The 20,387-nt window shown below is 67.8% G+C and carries 12 protein-coding genes and 3 pseudogenes; 4 read left to right on the forward strand and 11 right to left on the reverse strand.

Annotated features, from left to right (window positions below; genetic code table 11):
• Positions 1-96: 96 nt before the first annotated feature.
• Positions 97-405 (reverse strand): annotated as a pseudogene (locus tag PV350_RS31500) (GntR family transcriptional regulator); the annotation flags it as partial.
• An 85-nt stretch (positions 406-490) separates the two neighbouring features.
• On the opposite strand from PV350_RS31500, the gene PV350_RS31505 reads away from it, so the two are divergent.
• A complete protein-coding gene (locus PV350_RS31505; protein WP_500337212.1) occupies positions 491-1,576 on the forward strand; it encodes a DUF1152 domain-containing protein in 1,086 nt (361 codons plus the stop codon).
• A gap of 320 nt (positions 1,577-1,896) precedes the next feature.
• Here the strand turns inward: PV350_RS31505 and PV350_RS31510 are convergent, their stop codons facing one another.
• The gene (locus PV350_RS31510; protein WP_500337213.1) at positions 1,897-2,112 is read right to left on the reverse strand and encodes a hypothetical protein; all 216 of its coding nucleotides are present in this window, start codon (positions 2,110-2,112) and stop codon (positions 1,897-1,899) included.
• Positions 2,113-3,232: 1,120 nt separating this feature from the next.
• Between PV350_RS31510 and PV350_RS31515 the strand changes: the two genes are divergently transcribed.
• The gene (locus PV350_RS31515) at positions 3,233-4,279 is read left to right on the forward strand and encodes a hypothetical protein (protein WP_500337214.1); all 1,047 of its coding nucleotides are present in this window, start codon (positions 3,233-3,235) and stop codon (positions 4,277-4,279) included.
• Positions 4,280-4,459: 180 nt separating this feature from the next.
• On the opposite strand, the gene PV350_RS31520 is transcribed toward PV350_RS31515, so the two are convergent.
• Positions 4,460-5,131: an 8-oxoguanine DNA glycosylase OGG fold protein gene (locus tag PV350_RS31520; protein WP_500337215.1), complete on the reverse strand. Its 672-nt coding sequence runs from the start codon at positions 5,129-5,131 to the stop codon at positions 4,460-4,462.
• Between the two features lie 221 nt (positions 5,132-5,352).
• On the opposite strand from PV350_RS31520, the gene PV350_RS31525 reads away from it, so the two are divergent.
• Positions 5,353-5,580, forward strand: a complete 228-nt coding sequence (locus PV350_RS31525) for a hypothetical protein (protein ID WP_500337216.1) — start codon at positions 5,353-5,355, stop codon at positions 5,578-5,580.
• Positions 5,581-5,831: 251 nt separating this feature from the next.
• Here PV350_RS31525 and PV350_RS31530 read toward each other — a convergent pair.
• Positions 5,832-6,203 (reverse strand): annotated as a pseudogene (locus tag PV350_RS31530) (SAV_6107 family HEPN domain-containing protein); the annotation flags it as partial.
• Positions 6,204-6,743: 540 nt separating this feature from the next.
• On the opposite strand from PV350_RS31530, the gene PV350_RS31535 reads away from it, so the two are divergent.
• Positions 6,744-6,884, forward strand: a complete 141-nt coding sequence (locus tag PV350_RS31535) for a hypothetical protein (RefSeq protein ID WP_500337217.1) — start codon at positions 6,744-6,746, stop codon at positions 6,882-6,884.
• 324 nt (positions 6,885-7,208) lie between these two features.
• Here PV350_RS31535 and PV350_RS31540 read toward each other — a convergent pair whose 3' ends face one another.
• The 7 genes and pseudogenes from PV350_RS31540 to PV350_RS31570 all read right to left on the reverse strand — a co-directional run bounded on the left by PV350_RS31540 (position 7,209) and on the right by PV350_RS31570 (position 20,215).
• Positions 7,209-8,543, reverse strand: coding sequence for a hypothetical protein (locus tag PV350_RS31540; RefSeq protein ID WP_500337218.1), 1,335 nt, complete (start codon positions 8,541-8,543; stop codon positions 7,209-7,211).
• A gap of 121 nt (positions 8,544-8,664) precedes the next feature.
• Complete coding sequence (locus tag PV350_RS31545; protein ID WP_500337219.1) at positions 8,665-8,994, reverse strand: hypothetical protein; 330 nt, start codon at positions 8,992-8,994, stop codon at positions 8,665-8,667.
• Positions 8,995-9,390: 396 nt separating this feature from the next.
• Positions 9,391-11,514 (reverse strand): DEAD/DEAH box helicase, encoded by a 2,124-nt coding sequence (locus PV350_RS31550; protein ID WP_500337220.1) that lies wholly within the window; start codon positions 11,512-11,514, stop codon positions 9,391-9,393.
• On the reverse strand, positions 11,511-12,842 hold the full coding sequence (brxD, locus tag PV350_RS31555) for a BREX system ATP-binding protein BrxD (protein ID WP_500337221.1): 1,332 nt from the start codon (positions 12,840-12,842) through the stop codon (positions 11,511-11,513). The genes PV350_RS31550 and brxD overlap by 4 nt, the downstream gene beginning before the upstream one ends.
• A complete protein-coding gene (pglZ, locus tag PV350_RS31560; RefSeq protein ID WP_500337222.1) occupies positions 12,839-15,664 on the reverse strand; it encodes a BREX-2 system phosphatase PglZ in 2,826 nt (941 codons plus the stop codon). The genes brxD and pglZ overlap by 4 nt, the downstream gene beginning before the upstream one ends.
• Positions 15,664-19,638, reverse strand: coding sequence for a DUF6079 family protein (locus PV350_RS31565; RefSeq protein ID WP_500337223.1), 3,975 nt, complete (start codon positions 19,636-19,638; stop codon positions 15,664-15,666). The genes pglZ and PV350_RS31565 overlap by 1 nt, the downstream gene beginning before the upstream one ends.
• 173 nt (positions 19,639-19,811) lie before the next feature.
• Positions 19,812-20,215 (reverse strand): annotated as a pseudogene (locus PV350_RS31570) (ATP-binding protein).
• Positions 20,216-20,387: the final 172 nt, after the last annotated feature.

Consider the following 20,387-nt stretch of genomic DNA (forward strand, 5'->3'; position numbering starts at 1 on the left):
CCGCCTGCTGCGGTTGCTCTTACTTCCCACCTGGCCACTACTTCCTCTGGAACCTCACGTCCCAGTCTCCAGGTGTCCAACATCGAGGGGAAGCTTCACCGCGTACTCGCCAGCCGTGTAGATCTTCCCGGTCTGCCGTGCCCGACCATAGAGCTCCCGGGCCCGCCGGTTGACCTCCACGCCGCGCACGTATGTCCCCGACCCCTGCCGCTTCTCCACAAGGCCCTGATGGCTCAGCGCCTCCAGCGAGCGGGCAGCTGTCGGCCGCGACACGTTCCAGTCTGTCGCCAGCTGCCGCTCCGACGGCACCTCGTCCCCCGGCCTGAGGTCACCGCGCAAGATCTGATCGCGGATGTGGTGCGCGATCTGGAGGTACTTCGGCTGAGCCTCCTCGATCTGCGGCATCACAGCCTCCCATCCCCTTCAAGTGGCTATTACCTCTGGCCACTATAGGGTGAGTGGCCAATACCTGAACCCGTACGCTGGCCACGTGACGCGGTTGATCGTGGCAGCCGGAGGAGGGGGCGACGCTGTCGCCGCCGCAATGTTGGACGCCGCTTTGTACGGCACCGAGAACCCAGCGGTGATCCTCACCTACGCCTGGGACCGCTTGATCATCGACCCATTGCCGGGGCCCCGCAGTCCGGCCGACTTCAACGGCCTGCGCCAGCTGACGCCAAGCGTGTACGCCGTCCCTGCAGATGCCGAGCCTGTCGCTCCCGCCGGCTCCGCCCTCCCCCGCTTGGCCGCCGAACTGCCGCACACTCTGGCCCTGATCGACCCTCGCCGCGGCGCCGTTGGCCTGGCCCAGCAACTCGAAGAACTCATCGCCGAGCTCTCCCCTGAGTCCGTCGACCTCCTGGACGTGGGCGGCGACATCCTCGCTCGGGGCGATGAGCCCACGCTCAAGAGCCCTCTTGCGGACGCCTTCACTCTCGCTGCCTGCGCACAACTCAAGACCCCTGTCCGCCTCATGATTGCTGGGCCCGGCCTCGACGGAGAACTCCCGGCCGGGGACCTCATCGAAGCTCTCGGGTCGATCGTCCACACCCTCACAGCAGAGGACGTGGAGCCCATCGCGTCCATTCTGGAGTGGCATCCCTCCGAAGCCACCGCGATGCTCGGCGCCGCGGCGCGAGGTGTGCGCGGGCTGTGCGAAATCCGAGACGCCGGCCTCCCGGTCCAGCTGACCGACGAAGGCCCGACTGTCCACGAGGCTGACCTCGACAACGCGCTGCATCGCAACACGCTGTCCCGTGCCCTCGTATCAACGACCAGTCTCCAAGAGGCCGAGCAGCACAGTCGCGAGATCTGTGGGTACTCCGAGATCGACTACGAGCGGAACAAGGCACTGTGGCTCTCCGAGCAGCGTGCCGTGCCCTTGGACCCTGACAACGTCCTCGGCGAGCTCAGTCGCTTTGAAACAGAGGCCCGCAGCCGCGGGATCACCCATACGACGTTCCGCAGGTTGACGGAATCCCTCGGTCTACCCGGATCGCAGCGACAAGAGCTCCGCGCACTCCTCATCGAGACGCACCCGGACCAATACACGGCGCCCCTATGGCGGATCGCGTGACGAGCGAAGACTCTTTCCCCTCGGACGGCTTGCCCGCGCCCGAGTGCGTCTTGGCGGACACGGATTGGGCCGCCTTGTGGCACGCGTAGGGCCCGGCCGCAGATGTACCCGCACAGCTGCCCGCGCTGTTCAGCGACGATCGAAACGCCCGAGAAGCAGCGCTGCAGTTCCTGTTCGACACCGTGCACCACCAGGGCACTCTCTACGCGGCAACCGTGCCGGCAGCACTGTACGTGGCCTCCATCCTGCGCGACCCACGCACGAACCTCGCTACCGATCAGCGGCTCCCATTGCGTGCCGAGCTGCTTGCGTGGATTGCCTCAGTAGGACAAACGGCTTCTGACGACCTTGAAGACTCGCGTCGAGAGAGCGGATTCCCGCTCACCGCCTACCCGCAGGCAGTCGCCATCCGCAAGATGCGGCCACTCTTGTTCACAACCGTTTTCGACCTCACAGAGGACCCCGACCGCCGCATTCACGAAGCAGCCATCGCCGCGTGCATCCCGCTGATGGACGATCCCCAGCTGCACCACCACCGAGCCACCTTGGTCCCCTGGTTCGGCAGGTCCTCGGCACCAGCGAACTCTGGCAGCACCGCGAACGAGCCATCGACGCCCTCTACGCATGGGGCGAAGACTCCTCAGGGCTCGAAGGTCAGCAGAATCCCTTCGAATTCTGCGACAGCGACCTGCCACCCATCGGCACGTCAGTGTGGACTGCGGGCCCCTGGTTCAGCACAAGCGATGCAGACGGTCCGCCGTTTTGACGGCCCCGCTGACCATGATCAGGGACGCCATCACTCGCTGAGTTACAACCTTCTCCACGGGTTCAAGGCACCCGGCGTCGCTCACGCTCCGCCGGGCGCGCGGCCGACTTCCGGCCGCGCCCACGCTCCTGCCTCCGTCCCGCTCGGCACGGCCGTCCGCCGCCGCGCGCCAGCAAGGGTAGGCCGAGGGCATGAGGTCAGAACCGCGGTGGCTGGGGCGGGCGCCGACACGATCTTTAGCCACCTCCCCGGTCCGGGACCCGACGTCGAGCAAGACCAGGGGGCCGATCGGGCTTGTTGCGGGCAGGCAGGAGCCAGCCCGATCCGCGGCCAGCGTAAGGCCCCCTGGCCATGCCCGACCCCAGCCCAGGCAGGCCACCGGCCAAAGATCGCGCCAACGCCCTCGCTGTACAGTGCGGCCATGGAGAGGGGCGCTGTGAGAACTTCCGATCCGTGTGATTGGTGTGGCCGTCCTGGTCAGGTGATCCAGTGCAGCTACTGGGAAGAAGACGGGCGTTTGGCGTATCGCGATCCTGCCTTGTGCAACGTGCGTGAATTCCTACACGACGCCGACGTGGGCGATATCGCGAATACCTGCTACGAGCAGGCACCAGACTTCAACGCACGCCGTGCGGCGTTGCCGCCCATACAGACAGTTGGCGTGAGAAAGTGCGCCGGGGACAGCGACCACCTCAGGCTACCGACGAACGCCCTCGGGGCGTCGGTTGCTCCTGGTCCACTGACCCTGAAGCCCAGTTCTAGGCAACGGCAGGGGCCCGAGTGGGCAGGTACAGCGACCTCCGCGACCGGAGGCAACCGCCTGTAGCCTCACACGGCCGCCTACATAGTTGGAAAGTTGCAAAAAAATACCGCGAAGCGAAAGGGGAGTAATGGCAATCAATGTGGTCGTGAGGAAACTTCTTTGGGGTAGGGCTGGAAATCAGTGTGCCATGCCTGATTGCCTACAGTCCCTAACTGTCGACCTTGCCACCGAAGAGGAGGGAATTCTGGTGGCTGCCGGTGCGGTTGTCGGTGAGGAGGCACATATCCGGTCGAGCCAGCTAGCCGGACCGCGGCATGACATAAATTACCCCATTGACAGGCTGGACAGTTACGACAATCTGCTTCTCCTCTGCCCAACCCATCATTCGATAGTCGACAAGAATAACGGGGTACAGTTTTCGGTTGCGGATCTCGTAAAGATCAAGCTGACTCATGAGGAGCGCGTCGCGCGCAGTCTTGGCCCTGATGGGCTGCGCAAAAGAGAGATCGAGGAGCGCATGGTTGCGCTCGTCTTGCTCTGGGAACAGAAGATCGATCTTGATAGCTGGCATATAATCTCAGGACAGCTAAACATGCCCATACCCGTTATGGCCACCACCCATAGCAGATTGCTGAATGAGACTGCGATCTGGCTGTTCACCAAGAAGTGGCCCAAGGCTTTCCCGCAGACGGTCGACGCTTTCCGGAATTTGGACACGGCGCTGGGGGACCTAATCGCCCACTTCAATCTCTGCATGGAACCTCGCAATGAGAACAGGTGGGATCTTGAACGCCCATACAAGCGGCTTCAGAGGTGGGACTCAGCCGAATACGATCGGCTATTCACAATCACGCAACAACATCGCTTCGTTCTCTACAGCCTCGTCATCGAGATCACAAAGGCTTTGAATTATGTGATCGACTGCGTAATTGAAGAGGTAGACCCGCTCTACAGATTCGACACAGGGGCTGTGCTCATGCGTCAAGGAGACGGAATCATCCAGGCGGATCTACTACGAGTCGAGTACACCCCAACCGAAATCGAGCAAGGCTACCTGTATCCGGGAGTAGATTCCATCGTCGAACAGGTTCGGAATATGATCGCGACTGACGTTCGCAACTACGACTCGTCAGTCATGTTTCACCTCAACGCGCCAACGGTAAATGGTGAATGATCGAAATACGGCTTGACCACCCCAACGTCGCGTTTTACCGGGCAGGTCCACAGACTGCCCCGACCCGCCGGAAGCTTGCGGGGCCATGATCTCTCGCCCCATGAAAGCCACGGAATCCCCTGATACCTGGAGTTACTGGTCAGCGTAGGCCGATGCTGGAAAGCGCGGTGACTCCCAAGCTCAGAGCTCGTGTACACGACCGTTCAGATGAAAGAGAAGCCACTCGAGCCAGTCCGCCGTGACTCCTAGAGACAAGGCCCAACCGTACATGGAGCTGACGTAGATGGCGTATCGGGTCGGCCAATGGCGAGTGCCGGCCGCCTTCCAACTGGACCACCCGAGAGCGTTCAGTGAACGCAAGACCCGATCGTCGAGGATCAAGGCCCTATCGCACGTGGCGTCGCGGTCGTCAACGGCCGCGAACCACTTCGTGAAGAAGGATCGCCGCACTCCGTCAAGGACGAACTGCCGGTAGGCCCCGCTCAGGTCGCCGTCTCGGACCGCTTGGCGTGTGATCCAGAGGACAGCGGGCATGCGGGCGTCGGACAGGGCGGCTTCGGTGTACCGCGGCCCGCGTCCATTCGTCGTGCCCGAACCCCAGATCATGACAGCCACGAACAGGTCACGCAGGCCATCTGGATCGTCGCCCACTCCGTCACGGAGATCGGCCAACTCGCTCCGGCTGATGAGACGGTCGCCACTCACCCCGTTTGCACATCCAACGCCGATATCGCGTATGTGTGCCGCTCCGTACGGCTCCAGCCGTGAGAGCCACGTTCGTGGACGGAAGCGCACGGGCTTCTGCTTGCAATCGCCATAGCGGACAACGAGCTTCTGAAGCTGCTCGATCATGCTCCCCCTGGCCATAACGGCGACGTGCTGTGTGCACATCGGATGGGAGGACGTACCAGACGGACGGGCATCACCTATGGACGAGTGATGGACTCTGCCTGTGTCGTGGTTGCGTGGGCTCGCGCCACTGCCCGCGTCTGGGCCCCGTCTGAGCGACGTAGCACAAAGAGCGACGCTAGGGCGATGACACTCGGCCCCGAGAGCATGGACGCCAACCCAACATGGCCTTCCACGCCAACAATGACGGCTCCAACGAGCATGCCAGCGCTGAGAAGGAAGCCGGCGACAAGGCCGATAACGAACAGAACGTGGGACCGGCGTGCAGCGGTTTCCCGGGCCTGGACCCTGAGACTTTCAATCTCCATTTGGCGGATGGCCGATTGTTCAGCCATACGGAGTTCATGCTCGCGTCGCAGTTGCCGTTCAAGAGCCTTCAGAGCCACTTGTAGGTGCTCGGCCGGAAGATCTGCCCATTGCATCGCAATTTCCAGACCTGTCGGTTGATGCCGCGGCACATCGGCAGCTTCTCGGGTCATCGCTCCGTCCCCCCTCCGCCGTCAGGTACTGGTTCCAGCTGCTTGAGCCCTGGCGGCGGAGGACCGAGAGCCCTGAACAGCTCGTCGAATCCCTGGGAGAGATGGCGTACAGCTGCCCCGGTGTCCTGGTTCTCCGTCATTTCGAACAGGTCCGGGGGGGAGGTTAGAGGCAGTAGCCTTTCCACCAAACGCACAAACATACCTGCGGCACGCATGTGCTCGTCTGCCTCTCGAACGCTTACGGCACCAGGTACGCCAGCCGCTGCACGGGCCCGGCGAGTGGAAGCGGCAGCGAATAGGGCACTCCACTCCGCCAGTTCTGGCGCTGCCTCTGGCAAGACCTCCCATGCGCTGCGGATCCGGTGCCGACGCTCGCGACTAGCTTCAGGGCGCCCTCGCACGGCGAGCACTGCGGCTGCGGCACGCAGCGCGGCGAGGTGGGCTGCCTCGTAACGCTCGTTCGGACTCTGGAGAGCTACGGCCTCCCTAAGTCCGATGTGAGCCTGAGACAGCAGGTCGCGAGCTGCCGGGGGCAGTTTATCGGCAGTTCCCGCGGACTTTTGGCCAGTGCCGCTCTCAACCTCCTGCGCACGGGAAGAGGGGGCCTCAAAGCGATGCAGTCGGAAGGACCACTCACGCGGACCACGCGCAATTTGGACCCTACTTCCACGGCTGACATCCACCCACCGGGCCTGCAGTTCAGAAAGTGACGCCTCTGCAGCCCTCTCCGTCCGCAACCAGCCATCATCGCCTACAGAACGCAGGGCTTGCCGATAGGCGTCCGCCAGAAGATCCTCCGGGGACGGCGCCGGAACCACTCGCAGCAGCCGATCAGGCATCCGAAGTCTGCGCGTGTCCTGAAACAACCTCCAGGCCCCATAGGCAGCTAAGGCACCGAGCACGCCGACCAAGGGAAGGAACAACCACATCATGTTTCCCCCCAAACGCGGCCCTCACCAGAGACTACCAAGGGGGTGCGAGTGTCCAGGGGCGAACGCAACATTCCGGGGCGTCCTCTCCGCCCGCCGGCACGGAGCCCAGACGACGAGCCCGTACTCGCCGCCATCGAGCGCGACGTGCGGCAGCTGAACGTCATCGATGATGAGTACGGGGCGTGCTGCTCCATCGAGCGCGAGGACCTCTGCGAGTACATCGACGGCGTCCTCACCGAGCAAGGCGTCGACGCCTCGGCGCTCCTAGCCCGAACGGTGGCGTGACTGGTGAGTCAGGCGCCGGTATGCCTCTGGTACCAGCGCGTGCCACAACCGTGCCACATCGAGCGGTCACCCACAGTCAACGGGGGTTCACCGCAGTCAAGATGGCAGGCTGAACTGGGGATCCATCAAACCTGATTTGACCTGCGCACCCTCGATGACCCTGACCGCCAGGCTTACAAAGCCGGCGTCTCCGACAGCAGAATCCGAGACTGCCACAGCGAGACGCCATTAGCCCGCACGCAAGTTGACCCAGGGCCATGGAGCCGGAAGCGTGTACGGGCGTGCGTTCGACCTCAGCACGACGGCCACGATCGCGGCCGGCACTCACGGCGTCCACAGCGGGGAATGCTGGCGCGGAGTCGCGGAGCTGGTCACCAGGGAGGCCACACCCCCGGGAACATTGAGCCTCGCCAGGGCCCAGTCGAGGGCGTCGGCTTCACCATCGCACATCCTGGCTATCAGAGCGGTTTGTTCGGGCAGGAGGATCCGCCGGGGAACCACAATCGTCTCGCGGACCCGGTCGAGGGGCAGCCCCCGTCGGAAGCCCTGCGCAGCGGGGCGGGAGGCGGTCTCGTTGGGCGGAAGCGGCAGGCGTCGGCGGCCCACATTGGAGATGACGATCCCGGCGACGTGGGTGTACTCCGCAAGGAGAGGCCCGAACAGATCTGCAAGTGCATCGGTTTTGGCAGCGAGCGGCATCGCGGCGAAGGGGGTCGGCAGGTGGAAGAGGCCACTGTGGTCCTCCACCCAGATCCACGCAGTGCCCGCTCCTACCGTCTTGTTGCACTTGCCGCGTACCTTGCCCAGGAGTCGCCTGCCCTGGTCGCTCTCCACGGTGTCTCCGGAAAGGGTAGTGCCCTGGGGTGCCAAGCCAGGGTGCACCGTCAGCCGTCTTCCGGCGTTGCTGAAAACGTCAACCGGGGCCCCGAAGGCCACGCACCGCTGAGCGGCCTCCTCAGTCCGGTTCTGCCAGATTCCGAAGTCGTCTCCGTTGAGGAGTTCGGGGAGGTCGCCTTCCCAGTAGATGGTGCGGCCTCTGTCCAGTGCGAAGAGGTGCATCCGGCAGTTCTGGCGAAACTTTTCATATTCCTGGAGCTTTTGGTCCTCGGCGAAGGTGACGACCTCGATAAAGACCGGACCGATGCGAACGTCACCGGGACCGCCGCTGGCTTTCGCTGGCTCCAGTTCGACCGGGTACCCGCGATTCGCCCCCATGAGCGCGAGCCGGGCCTGCGTCTGTGTGTGTAGGAATCGGGACTGGGTGACATCGCATCGGGCATCGCGACGGACTGAAGCAAGGCCGGGCACTCCGGCTTCCTCCAAATACGCGTACGCGGTCCACCACCGGACAGCCTCCACCCATGCTCCCGGCGCCGCTCCGTTCAAGATCTGGAGCACCGGGGAGGCTCCGCCCAGACCGACGAACGTGTCGCTGGCCTTGCCTGACGCAGGGGAAGGCGTGACGGCCTTCGGCAGCCAGCGGTTATCGAAGAACGCGGTGAGGTCTGCCACCGCGCGTTTGGTCACGGCATGGCCTGCGGGGGTGAGGTAGTCGGCGCCCTCCGAGGCACCGAACCACGCCTCCCAGTCGATCGCCCGACGGCCCTGCTCGATTGCCCGCCATATCTCTTCGTCACGAGGGTGCATGCCCGACAGCATGAAGGACTCGCAGACTGGGTCGCATCCATTTTCCTGAAGCATGGTGGACCGCTAGGATGTCAACCCCTGGTTCAACCGTGCTGGGACGTCTTCTCGGGGTCCCTTACAGATTGCCGGGCGGTCAGAAATTGAAGACCCTCTTGGATTTGGATGGCAAGTCATCCGGTGTGCCCTCGTACATGCCGCGCCCGTCGCATCCAGGGCACTTCTGCATGCTTCCCACGTGCTCGTCTGGGCCGTCTGGGATGAATACTTCAGCAGTTCCTTCGCAGTCGTCGCACTCGAACCAAATCTCTTCGGGATCGTCGGAATCCATGTCGAGCATCACACAATCGTGACAGACCTCTGCTCGATATTTGCCGTCATAGATATTCTTCCCGTATTCGGGATCGAAAATCCTTCGCGCCTTCGCTTCATCGAAAGGCTCGCCGCACCTGGCACATTTCTTCATGCGCGACATGCTACCGGTCCGCGTGACCGGCCGACAGGCCATCGGCTGAGGGCTGCCCTCAAGTGATCATAAGCATGGGGCGGTTTCGTACGCATCCCGCTTGAGCTCGTAGTCGTCACCAAGGTGATTCACGTCAGATTGCACAGCTTGCCTGGCGTCCGATAGTTCGCGCACCGCGTTCTCTACCCGATCGACCGTTAGCTGATAACGCGTGTAGAGCTCAAGTAACTCCGCGCAGCGCAACACCATTTCAGCATGCTGTCGCTCCGTAGTCGCAGAGCTTTCGCTGCGCGACTTCGAGGCGATGCGACGGTCGCTGGCGTAACTGACTGGGTGACTGCTTGCGATCATTCGGGAGCACACCCAGTTCGGGGGCACATAGCTACGGTCGAGGCTTCACGTATGAACGGCGACGAAACGCACGGGTTCGCCGAATACTGCCGTAGCGGAATGCAGGTCCGCCAGCCGGGCCGACAACGTCGCCTCTGCCAGCCGCGGCGGCAGCGCGTCCCCGAATTTCAGGCCCCGCACCGCCCACTCGTCGACAGGAGGGAGGCAGAGCCGGTCCGGAGCCTCGCTCACCACTTCCTTCCACACCGGTGGAGTGATGTCTTCCCGCAGACGGATCCAGTGATCATTGATGCGCTGGGCCGGCACCGCGATCCCCTCCAACGTGGCGGCCAGAGTCGCGTTCGCCCGATGGCCTGCCCAGGTCCACCAGCGGAGTTGCCCCGATTCGTCGCGCACGATCAACGTGCCACCCGGGTGAACCTTCTCCAGGAAGACCTCACGTGCCTCTTTGAGCGTCGTGGTGGCGCGTTGGGTCAAGGCAACGGGCGGATCCGTGCCGAGCAGCACCTCGCGCACGGCGCGGGTGACCTCGAAGGAGGTGCCCTGGCCGAAGCCTGTGCCGCTCCACTTGGCCTTTCCTCCGCCGTCAACCGGCTCGACGAAGCAGCGTTTGCGGCGCCAGTCGATGTAGGTGACCTGCCAGCTGCGGCCGGCGAGGAGGAGTCTGCGGGGCCCGGCGACCCGCTCGGTGAGCAGGGCGGGGTCGGTGCGGCCGATCTCGGTGCGGCCCTGGAGAACGGTGAACTGCGGGGGCGCGGTGAAGACGGCGGTGAGGTTCATGAAGTGGCGGTGGCCGAAGCGCCGTTCGGTTTCGGGGCCGATGAACAGCATGCCGCCGTCCTGGTCCAGGTATCCCTCGTCGACCAGATGGCGGACGATCGGCCCGGCCGACCCTCCGAACGGTCCCAGACCGTTCCACCACTCCTGCCAGAGCCGGTCTCCGACGCGGTGTTCCTGAAGGCAGAGGGCGAGCAGCTGCTGGGCGACGATGTGCCGGGGCTCGGGCGGAGCAGTGACCGGTTCCACCCAGCCTCGCGACCACTGGAGCAACAGTCCGGCGGCAGCCAGGAGCCCGCCTTGGTCGAGGGTGAGGAAAAGGCAGTTCCGGGTCGTTCCGGGGCGGCGTCCGGTGCGGCCCAGGCGCTGCAGGAAGGAGGCGACCGAGGTGGGCGCGTCGATCTGGATGACCCGGTCCAGGTCACCGACGTCGATGCCCAGTTCCAGGGTGCTCGTGGCGATGATCACGCAGTCGCGCGCCTCGGCGAACGCGGTTTCCGCGCGTCTGCGTTCGTCGAGGGAGAGGGAGGCGTGCGAGAGGAACGTGGTCACACCCTTGGCCCGCAGTTTGGCGCCCAGCTCCTCGACCAAGCGCCGCGACTCGCAGAAGACGAGCCGCTTCTCCCCCCGATGGAGAGCACTGATGACGGTGGCCGCATTGTCGAGCGAGCCGACGTAGTCGAGCTGGATGTCACCCGGCGGTACGGAGGCTGGCGTCGGCTGCGCCTCGGCCAGGTGGGGCGCGACCACGCGTCCGGGGCGTCGGCCTGCTCCGGATCCCTGGAGCCAGGTGAGCAGGGCTTCCGGGTTGCCGACGGTCGCCGAGAGGCCGACGCGCTGCACGGAGCGGCCTACGACGCGCTGCAGGCGCTCCAGTACGGCAAGCAGGTGCCAGCCGCGGTCGTCACCGGCGAAGGCGTGGACCTCGTCGACGACCACGGTTCGCAGGCCGGAGAAGAAGGACGCGTGGTCGACATTGACGCTGACCAGCATGGCTTCCAGCGACTCGGGGGTGGTAAGCAGCACGTCGGGCCGGGAGGCGAGGATGCGCCGCCGCGCGCCGGCCGGTGTGTCGCCGTGCCACAGGGCTGCGGTCCGGCCGAGCCAGGCGGTGTAGGTCTCCACGCGCGGCAGCAGGTTGTTGAGCAGCGCCTTGAGCGGACACACGTACAGCACCGATGTGCCGGACCAGCCCTGAGCGTGCATCCGGGACAGCAGCGGGAAGCAGGCGGCTTCGGTCTTCCCGCCGGCCGTCGGGGCCAGCAGAAGGGCGTCGTCTCCTGCCGTCAGCGGGGCGATGGCGGCCTTCTGGAGCGGTCGCAGATCCTTCCAGCCCAGCGTGTTGACGATGTGGTGGACCAGCGCCGGTTCGAGGCCGTCGGGGGTGGTCACGGCAGATCCAGCTCGATGTCGTCCGCCCGGTCGGCGGCTGCGTTGCGTTCGGTGTCCGTCAACTCGTCCGCCGAAACGGTGAGCTGGTAGTGCTTGCGCGGGTCGAAGTCCTCGAACTCGTCGACGCGGTCGAGGACGTCGGCGACAAGCTTGCGGAGGAAGACGCGGGGGGCGATGCCGACGTTGCCACCCAGACCTCCGGTGACGGCGGTGGCGAGTTCGCCGATGTAGGCGTCGTCGACCCGAGCGGCGACACGCGCGGGGTGGCGGGCCGCGCCCCGGTGGAGGTCCCGCACCTTCCGGCCCAGTTCCCCCAGGCGCGGCAGGTCGAAGCCGGGCAGGCGGAGCTGGACGGCGCGGGGCGAGTCGAAGCGGGCGTCTGTGGTGAAGTCGGTGGCGAGCCGCTGGGCCAGGGGCGGGAGCCGCTGGACGCCCTGCTGGCCGTCGTAGAACGCCGGGGTCCCGGTGATGACGAGAAAGAGGCCGGGGAAGCGGCCTGCATCGATCTCGTCGAGGAGCTGGCGGAGTGCGTTGAGGCCCTTCTCCCGGACATCGCCGCGGACGCGTTGCAGGGTCTCTGTCTCGTCGAGTACGAGGAGCAGCCCCGGGTGACCGCAGTCGCGCAGCACGGTCAGCAGACCTTGGAGGAAGCCGAGCGCGGCGAAGTGGTCCAGGTCCCCACGCACTCCGGCGGCCCGGCGGGCAGAGGCGGCAACAGACTTCTGGCCGCCGAGCCAGGCGATCAGGGCTTCCGACGTCGCGCCGTCCCTGGCGGTGACGGCACGGCGGTAGCCGCGCAGGGCTGCGGCGAACGCCGGTGTCGTCCGGGCGACCTCGGCGAGCCGGCGTTCCATCAGCGTGTCCACGGCCGCGGCGAGGGCTTCCTCGTCGTCCTCGTCGATCTTTGAGCCGTCAAGGACCTCCTCCTCCAGGGTGTAGAACCACGAGTCGACGACCGCCCGCAGTGCGCTGGGCTGGTGGGTGGCGGTAGCCAGGCGCTCGGTGAGCCGACGGTAGACGGTCTCCAGCCGGTGCAGCGGTGTCTCGGTCTCGGAGATCTGCACTTCCGCGGTGGCGAGTCCGGCGCGTTTGGCCCGCTCGGCCAGCCAGCGGGCGAAGAAGGTCTTGCCTGAGCCGTAGTCACCACGGACGGCGTGGAAGGCGGCACCGCCGCGGGTGACGGTGGCGAGGTCGTCGTCCAGGGCGGCTTCGAAACGGTCCAGTCCGACCGCGAACAGGTCGAGGCCGGACTGCGGGACGGTGCCGCGCCGCAGGGCATCGATGACTTCGCGGCGCCGGACCGCGCTCACGGAAGCGGGCTCGGTCACGCCTTCTCCTCCCCCCGCTGTCCGTCTTCGGCCTCGTCCGTCTCCTGCGTGTCCTGCTTCGGCAGGAACTGCTCGCGCAGAAGCGGTACGTCGAGCTTCACCGCGTGCCCGCCGTCGATGAACCCGAGGACGGGATACCCCTCGACGTTCAGCAGTCGCTGGACCGTGGCGACGAATCCCTCGATGTTGCGGCGTACCCGCCCGGTCGCGGAGATCGCCGCGGCGAGAGCGGCCGGGGACATGGTCCCGCCGGCCGAGACGAGTGCGTCGATGACCGCACTCACCACCTTCGCCTCGGGCGCTTTGCGGACGTACTCCTTCTGGGCCGCGTACACCTCGCTGCTCACCACCGTGGAGCCGAGCGACTCTGCCTCCGGCGGTGCGGCTTCCGTCCGTGCAGACGGCCCGGCGTCGGCGGCCGGCGCGCTTTCGGAGGGTGCCATGGGTCGCGTGGGCGAGGGCACCACCGGCTGATCAGCGGGCACGCCAGCGGGCTGGGGAACGTCACGGGTGACGTGCGTCCGCCACCAGAGCGGCATGGACAGCTCCCGCGGCAGGGGCACCCAGTCCTTAAGAGGCTCCTCCCCTGCCGGCAGCAGGACGAGTACCGGGACGGTGACTTCGGCCATGGAGGCTCCGCCGTGGTATCCGGCGCGACGCCCGGTGTAGCGGATGTCCTCGCGCCACGGCAGGATCACCGCCGCTTCCCCGCCCTCGCGCACCCTCGGGCCGTGGACGGCGATCTCGCCCTCCGCCAGGACATCACCGGTGCGCCAGCGGGCGGACTCCGCACCGTCGGCGGCGGGCGCCGGGGCGTCCGAGCGGCTGCCGCGCTCCAGGACGTGTCCGTGGTCGGCGACGAGAACGACCGGGCGGCCGTAGCTGCGGGCGGCGGCGAGCAGTTCACGCAGGTGCGTGACGTCGGCCAGGGACCAGGTGGTGCCGCGGCCGTGCCGGCCGTTGTCCAGTGACTCGTCGATGGTGTTGAGGACCACGCCCACCACGGCGTCGGAGGCGAGGGCGGTCATGAGTTCGTGGGAAAGCGCGTGGCCCGCCTCACCACCGATGGCGGCCTTGTGGAAGAGGGCCGCCGCCTTGCGCCGCCGCTTCCAGAAGGCGATGAAACCGGTGGTCTCGGTCGACTGGCCGCCGTCGGCTGCCTCGCCCGCCAGCAGGGAGGCACGGCTGACGCGGGTGACGGAGGGCAGCATGGAGACAGCGGCGAGGCGTGTCGGGGGCTCTCCTACCTCCGGGCGGGGCACGATCTCGCGCCAGCCGTCGCGTTCCGCCTCCTCGCCGAGCTGGGCGGCGACCGCGCTGCTCATGCCGTCGAGGACGAGGAGGAGCGGTGACGCTTGGGCGGTCAGCGGGCGTACGACGGTGTCCAGTACGTTCTCGACGACGAGGCAACCGTCGGGGTGCTGGGCGGTGGCGTGCGCGGCCCAGGCGGCCAGCCTCCGGGCGAACTTCTGATCGAGGCGCTGCCTGCGCTCACGTGCCTGCTCGTAGAGGGCGCGCAGGTCCCGGCCGGCCTCCAGGTCGCCGTCGGGGTCGCCCACCCACAACACAGTGAGCGCTCGGTCCACCCAGCCCCAATCGCAGACGTGCGCCCGCACGGCGGCGGCCACGCTGGTGACGGCGGGCTCGGGGCCGCTGAGCCAACGCGCCACCCGTACGGCCGTCTCGGCGGCCTGGACCTTGTCCGGGCGGAGACCGGCCAGGGCGTGGCCGAGCAGGTCGACCAGCGCGGCCTCGCCGACGGCCGGAGAACGGAGGGCTTCCGCGACGGTCCGGCGCAGTTGCGCAGTGAAGCTGGAGGGGAGGAAGCGGCTCGCGGCGAGTCCGGGGGCAAGGTCCGCCTTGTCGGCCAGCTCGTCGGCCCGGTCCAGTACGGCGTCGACGCGCCGGCGGGCGTCCGGGCTGGTGCGGGCGTCGGCGATCCAGCGGGTGAGGGTTCCCTCCACGGCGTCGGTGAACACGGCGAGTTCCGAACGCCGGGGCATGACCTGCCCGAACAGTCCGCCGAGGGCGAGCACCGTGTCAGGCTGGGCGGCGGGATCCCGCAGTGCGGCGCCGAGCAGTCCGAGCGGCAGGGCGTCGTGGCCGAGTCCAGCCTCGGCGAGGGACAGCAGGACGGGGACGGCCGGTCCGGCGACCTCCGCGAGCCACTTCTTCAGTTCGGCGCGTTCGGTGGCGCTCAGTTCGGCGAACCGCCGGGGACCGGCGGGCGTGCGCGACCAGGCGAGCAGGGTGTCGGCGTCGAGAGTGACCTGCCCGTCCTGGCCCGAGGAGCCGTGCGCCGCGCGCAGACCGAGCCGTTCGGCGGTCAGGGCGCGCAGTGCCGCGTCCCGGGTCAGCACTCCGCCGACGCGTGGCCAGCCGTCTTCGGCGGGCTCCGCTTCGACCAGAGCTTCCAGCAACCACCGCTCGCGGTACATGCGAGGGTCCAAGCCGGTGGCGCCGAAGCGCTGGAGGACGACCTCGGCGTTCTCGACGGTGAGGGTCTTGCGCCGTATGGCCCTGCCGCGCACGTCCCAGCCGAGTTGCTCGTCGTCGACGCCCGTCGTCACCACGAGCACGTCGGAGGAGGCGGCCGCGTTCCGGTGCTCGCGCAGGGCGGCGACGACGCCGAGGACAGAGGCTTCGTTCCGTACGTGGACGCGCCGCGCCTCGCCGTCCAGGGTGACGGTGAACCGGGGGGGAGCGCCGGGCGCGTACTGGCCGTGGACGAGCACGAGGCTGTGCTCGCCCAAGTCCTTCGCGTTCGCGACGAGCAGAGCCTCGACGGTACGGCGGCCCACCCGGGGCAGGGCCGGGGCCATCAGCCGACGGTCCCTTCGCCGCCCGGTTCCGCCTCGGCTTCGGCGGAGCCGTCGGTCCCGGACCCGGTGTCGGTGACCGGCTGCCAGGTGACCTGGATGCGGGTGCCGGGGTGAGCGGCGAGGTAGGCGCGGATCTCGGCGTCGATCCCGGCGACCGTGGTGGCCAGCGTCGCCTCCAACTGGGTGGGCTCGACGAGGTGGACGGTCTGCCTGCGACCGGCCTGTTCCGGGACGGCGGTCTGCGCGCCGCCCTGGCCGCGGGAAGCGCCGTCCGGCGTGGAGGGCCGGTCCAGCACGGGCGTCGAGGGGACGGAGGGCTTGCCGTGGTCGGTGAGGCTGACGTCCTCGGCGGTCGGCTCCGGGGTGACCGGAGCCACGGGCGGAGTGGACGGCTGTGCGGGCTGGGCGAGGCGGGTGGCCTCGCGCATCAGGGCCATGACAGTGTCCGGGAGCCGGTCCAGGACGGGCACGAGCGAAACGGTCTGCTCGTGCTCGCGGGCGGTGCGGTGCACCTCGTCTAGGAACCTGGCCGCTCGCTCGCCGAGGCTGTCCTGTCGTATGGCGAGGTCGCGGCGTACGTCCTCCAGCAGGGACCACTGGGTGCCGCGCAGCGCGACGGCCACTTCCGGCGCGTGCCGCAGGGCGCCCGCGATTTCCTCGTCGGTCACGTCGTACGCAGCGGCGGCCAGCTCCCGCACACATGCGGCCGGTTCGGTGGTGCGCAGCAGCCGGGCGACGAGGTCGGCGGCGGCCTTGGTGGATTTCAGACGGGGCGCGTCGGCGCCGCCGGGCCCGGTCAGCCCGAGGGGGGCGGCGTGCTGCGTCAGGAGGGTGCGCACTTCGCCGAGGGCCACGCGGTGTTCCTCCGCGACCGCGCGCACGCCTTCGGCGAGCCGGGCGACGTTGCGGGCGAACAGGACCCGGGAGACGGCCCTCCCGAAGATCGTGCCGGCGCGGCCGAGCGCGGTGTGGAACTCGTCCTCGGTGGGCAGTTCCACGGCCCTCAGCCCGTATCCGGGGCCGATCCGCTCCAGCTCCGGCGCCTTGGGCAGCGGCGAGGTCTGATAGACCCAGGTGCGGTCGTCGAGCAGGGCGTACGTGGCAATGATCAGGTTGCTGACGTGGCGGTCGAGGCCGGTGTAGCCGAGGTCCTCGATCCAACGGCGAATGTCGTCGACGGACAGTTCCGGGCCAGCGTCTGGGTTCTCGGCGGCCTTCTTGTTGATGCGCAGGCGCCAGTCGGTGGTGACGTTGAGCGGCCCGTCGTGGACCTCGCCGAGCTGGAGGGCGTGCACGATCCGGCGGACCACCGGGATCTGCTGGCTGTCGACCACGACGCGCCGGGAGCCGTCCTCCATCGCCCTGGTGATCCATTCGAGCGTGGTCTTCAGCTCGCGGGTGGTGACGGCCTTGCGGGTGAGCCGCGGGTCGAAGTCGGGGTGCTTAGGGTGGCGGGCACCGAGCAGCCCGTCGGCCAGCAGGAGAAGGTTCTCCTCGAAGCCAACTGCCGGTTCGGGCCGGGTACGGGTGAAGCCCGGCTGGAGGGAGATCAGGTGGTGGCCCTCGGGGACCTCGGCGCCAGCGGTGCCGGGCTCGGCCCGGTTGATGCCGTAGAGCTGAAGCAGCGCGTCGGCGAGCTGAGAGGTCAGGCTGTCGCGGGACGCCTTGAGCTGGTTGCGGATCTGGACGCGCTCCTCGGCAGGGCGGGTCGCGGTGTGGTCGTCGAGCCGGTCGCGCTCAAGCAGGTAGTTGATCTTGAGGAGGCGACCGAGGCTGCGGGCCTTCTGCTCGGACAGGAAGTGCGGCAGCCAGACGATCGTCGGCGCCGTCCTCCCGGCGCGCTTCATCCGCTCCACCCGCTGCACGTCGTCCATCGGCGAGCGGCCGTGGTCGTCGAAGGGGTAGTCGAAGACGAAGCGGATGTTGCCCTCGGTCTGCTGCGCGAACTCGGCGTCCGGCAGGTGCGGGTCACGGACATTGCCGAAGACGAACTCGACGGTGCGCTTGGTGCCGCGCCAGACGACCGTCCGCTCGCACACGAACGCCTGGGCGTCAGGGATGCCCAGCGCCGCCCACAACTGGTCCTTGATCCACTGGCGGCGGTAGCCGTCCTGGTCGGCGACGCCCTGCACCTCTTCCAGCAGCGGCTCGACGTCCAGGTCGGACAGGTGCAGGTGGAAAACCGGGTCGGCGGGGTCGCCCTCGCTGCGCAGCTCGCCGTCGAAGCCCTCGGCCTGCAGCTCCTGCACCCGTTTGACGGCGACAGCCCCCGCGTCGCCCACCCGGGTCCTGATGGTGCCGTGGTTCAGCGCGGCGAGCCGGCCGCCGGTGAGCCGGGTCAGGGCGGGCACGTTGGGCGCGAGGGAGGCCAGCAGCAGCGTCTTGACCAGGCGCTCGTCCGTCTGGAAGCGCTTGTCGTCCGCCGAGCCGTACTTCGTCAGCAGGTGTTCGCGGACGCGGGCGTGGAAGCGGTGCGCAATCTCCGACTCCTTGCGGAGCTTCGCGGTGAACGCCTCACCGGTCCGCTCGGCGATCACGTCCCACAGATCGCCGATCGGCACAAGCTGGCCGAGCCGCAGGTCGTCGCGGTGGCGTCGCAGCAGCTCCTGCACCAGCTTGAGACCGGTCCGCTCGCGCTGCAGTGCACCGGACAAGTCGACCAGTACATTGAGCAGCGCCGGGGACAGCGGATACAGGGTGCGGAAGTCATCCCAGCTCGCCTCGGTGCGTCCCTGCGCGTCGAGCAGCACCTGCCGCACTTCGTCCCGCGAGGACTCCACGAGCTTGAACGCGTCGTCGCGCGCCTGCTCCATGCCTGGACGGGGCGCGAGCACACGGTGCTTGATGATCTCGACGAGGTTGCTGTCCTCCAGCTCCACGACGTCGAGCCGGCCGGCGAGGTAGTCGACCTGCTGCTCCAGGTTCTGCACGTCGGCGCCCGCGACGTCGGAGCCGATCAACTGGGACAGGTCGCGCTGGCGGGAGATGAAGGAGACGATCGGCACGGGACGGCCGCTGTCGGCGGACTCGATCAGCTTGACCAGCCGCTGCACCTGGTCGCGGACGAAGTCCTGGTCGCCCATGTGCGCCTGGAGCCACAGGATCAGCTCGTCGAGGAAGAGGACGACACCGTCGTAACCGAGCGACTGCGCGTGGCGGGAGACGACCTTGAGGCCGTTCTCCAGCGGGATGAAGGACTGCGCGTCGCCGCGGGCGGCCTGCGTGTACGCGGCCATGGGCCCGGTCAGCAGCGCCGACACCAGCCGCTCCCGCTCCTCGCTGCCGGGCGGCGCGGCGAAGGCACGGTCCAGCTCGGCGGTGCTCCAGCCGCCCGCACCCGGCAGGTCGGCTCCGCCGTCGATGCCCGGCAGGTCGTCCTCGTCGTCCTCACCCGCGCCGCCGGAGGTGGCCGTCGCCCCGGCGCCGAGCCACTGGCGGAACTTGTCGTCGTCGCCGAGGAACGTCCGCTGCCGGTCCGCGTCGGCGAGCAGGGCGTCCGACCGGTAGACGGCCGGGGTCGGCGCCTCCGGATGCAGCTCCCGCACGGTGTGGACGTACCCGCCGAGCAGCGCCGAGTCCAGGTCGGTCGACCCGACCAGGTGGTACGGCACCATCAGGAACCGGCTGCCGCCCAGCCAGTCCCGGTGCTCGGCGACGACCTCCTTCAGCCCCGGCTTGTCTAGCGCCCCCTCGTGGCCGTGCAGCACGGCGTGCAGCACGGTTAGAAAGTGGCTCTTACCGGCGCCGAAGGAGCCGTGCAGGTAGGCGGCGTGCGAATCGCCCGTACGGACCGCCTTCGCGACCAGGCGGAGCGCCTTGCGGAACGCCTTGCGCAACTGCTCGGTGACGACGTACTCCGCCACCCGCTCGTCGGCCTCGTGGAAGCCCTGGGAGAGGTCGACCTTGAAATCGCCCGCGTGGACGTCCTCCTTGATGTCGATGACATCCCGGAGGAACAGCTCTGTGGTCGACATCAGGCGATCATTCCCTCACTGTGCTGGCGGCCGGCCCGGACAGCGCCCCCCACTGGCGTTTGGCGCGACGTCCATCTTGCCAGGTGGGTCCGACAGTGGGAGGGGAGATCGCAACCCCTTCCAGGAGGAGTCTCACAGCGAGTGACGAGTGCGGCGCTGACCGCCAGGCGCCGCTACCCGGGGTGTCCGGCCGTCTCCGGACTGAGGTCCAGCTCCGCCCACACGGTCTTGCCGGGACCGGTGCGCTCGGTCACGCCCCAGCGGGAGGCCAGGGCGTCGACCAGCAGCAGCCCCCGGCCCCCGTCGGCATCGGCGGGCGGCAAGCAGACACGTCGGCAGGGCAGGGTGGGCGTCGGACACCTCGACCCGCAGAAGCCCGGCGGCGGGTGTGTGGACCAGGCATAGCGCGAAGTCCCGCCCCGGGCACGCGTCCGTAGAGTACGGCGTTAGCGCTCAGCTCCGCGACGATCAGTACGGCGGCGTCGGAGGCGGAGGTGCCGTGCGGCACGCCCCAGGTGGCGAGCTGGTGCGCGGCCAGTCTGCGGGCGCGGCGGGCGCCGCGACGGGTCGCGGACAAGCGCTGAGCGAACGCACGGTGACTTGAGGTTGTTGCGTCGGCATGGCGTCCACCGTCCCGCCGCCGCGAGCCCGCCGAACAGGACCGACGCTGGTACAGCTACGCCTGCACTGGTTCACCCACTGGACTGGGCGGGTCGCCGTGCGTGACCACGGGGCGGGTTCGGTGGGTG

The sequence above is a fragment of the Streptomyces sp. PA03-6a genome (assembly GCF_033792765.1).
In the GTDB taxonomy this organism is placed as follows: domain Bacteria; phylum Actinomycetota; class Actinomycetes; order Streptomycetales; family Streptomycetaceae; genus Actinacidiphila.

What these genes read in the sequence shown, in the direction of transcription:
- PV350_RS31515 (WP_500337214.1), top strand. Translation starts at nt 3,233, where the DNA reads ATGGCAATCAATGTGGTCGTGAGGAAACTTCTTTGGGGTAGGGCTGGA.
- PV350_RS31520 (WP_500337215.1), bottom strand. Translation starts at nt 5,131, where the DNA reads ATGATCGAGCAGCTTCAGAAGCTCGTTGTCCGCTATGGCGATTGCAAG.
- PV350_RS31525 (WP_500337216.1), top strand. Translation starts at nt 5,353, where the DNA reads ATGGCCTTCCACGCCAACAATGACGGCTCCAACGAGCATGCCAGCGCT.
- PV350_RS31540 (WP_500337218.1), bottom strand. Translation starts at nt 8,543, where the DNA reads ATGCTGTCGGGCATGCACCCTCGTGACGAAGAGATATGGCGGGCAATC.
- PV350_RS31545 (WP_500337219.1), bottom strand. Translation starts at nt 8,994, where the DNA reads ATGAAGAAATGTGCCAGGTGCGGCGAGCCTTTCGATGAAGCGAAGGCG.
- pglZ (WP_500337222.1), bottom strand. Translation starts at nt 15,664, where the DNA reads ATGGCCCCGGCCCTGCCCCGGGTGGGCCGCCGTACCGTCGAGGCTCTG.
- PV350_RS31565 (WP_500337223.1), bottom strand. Translation starts at nt 19,638, where the DNA reads ATGTCGACCACAGAGCTGTTCCTCCGGGATGTCATCGACATCAAGGAG.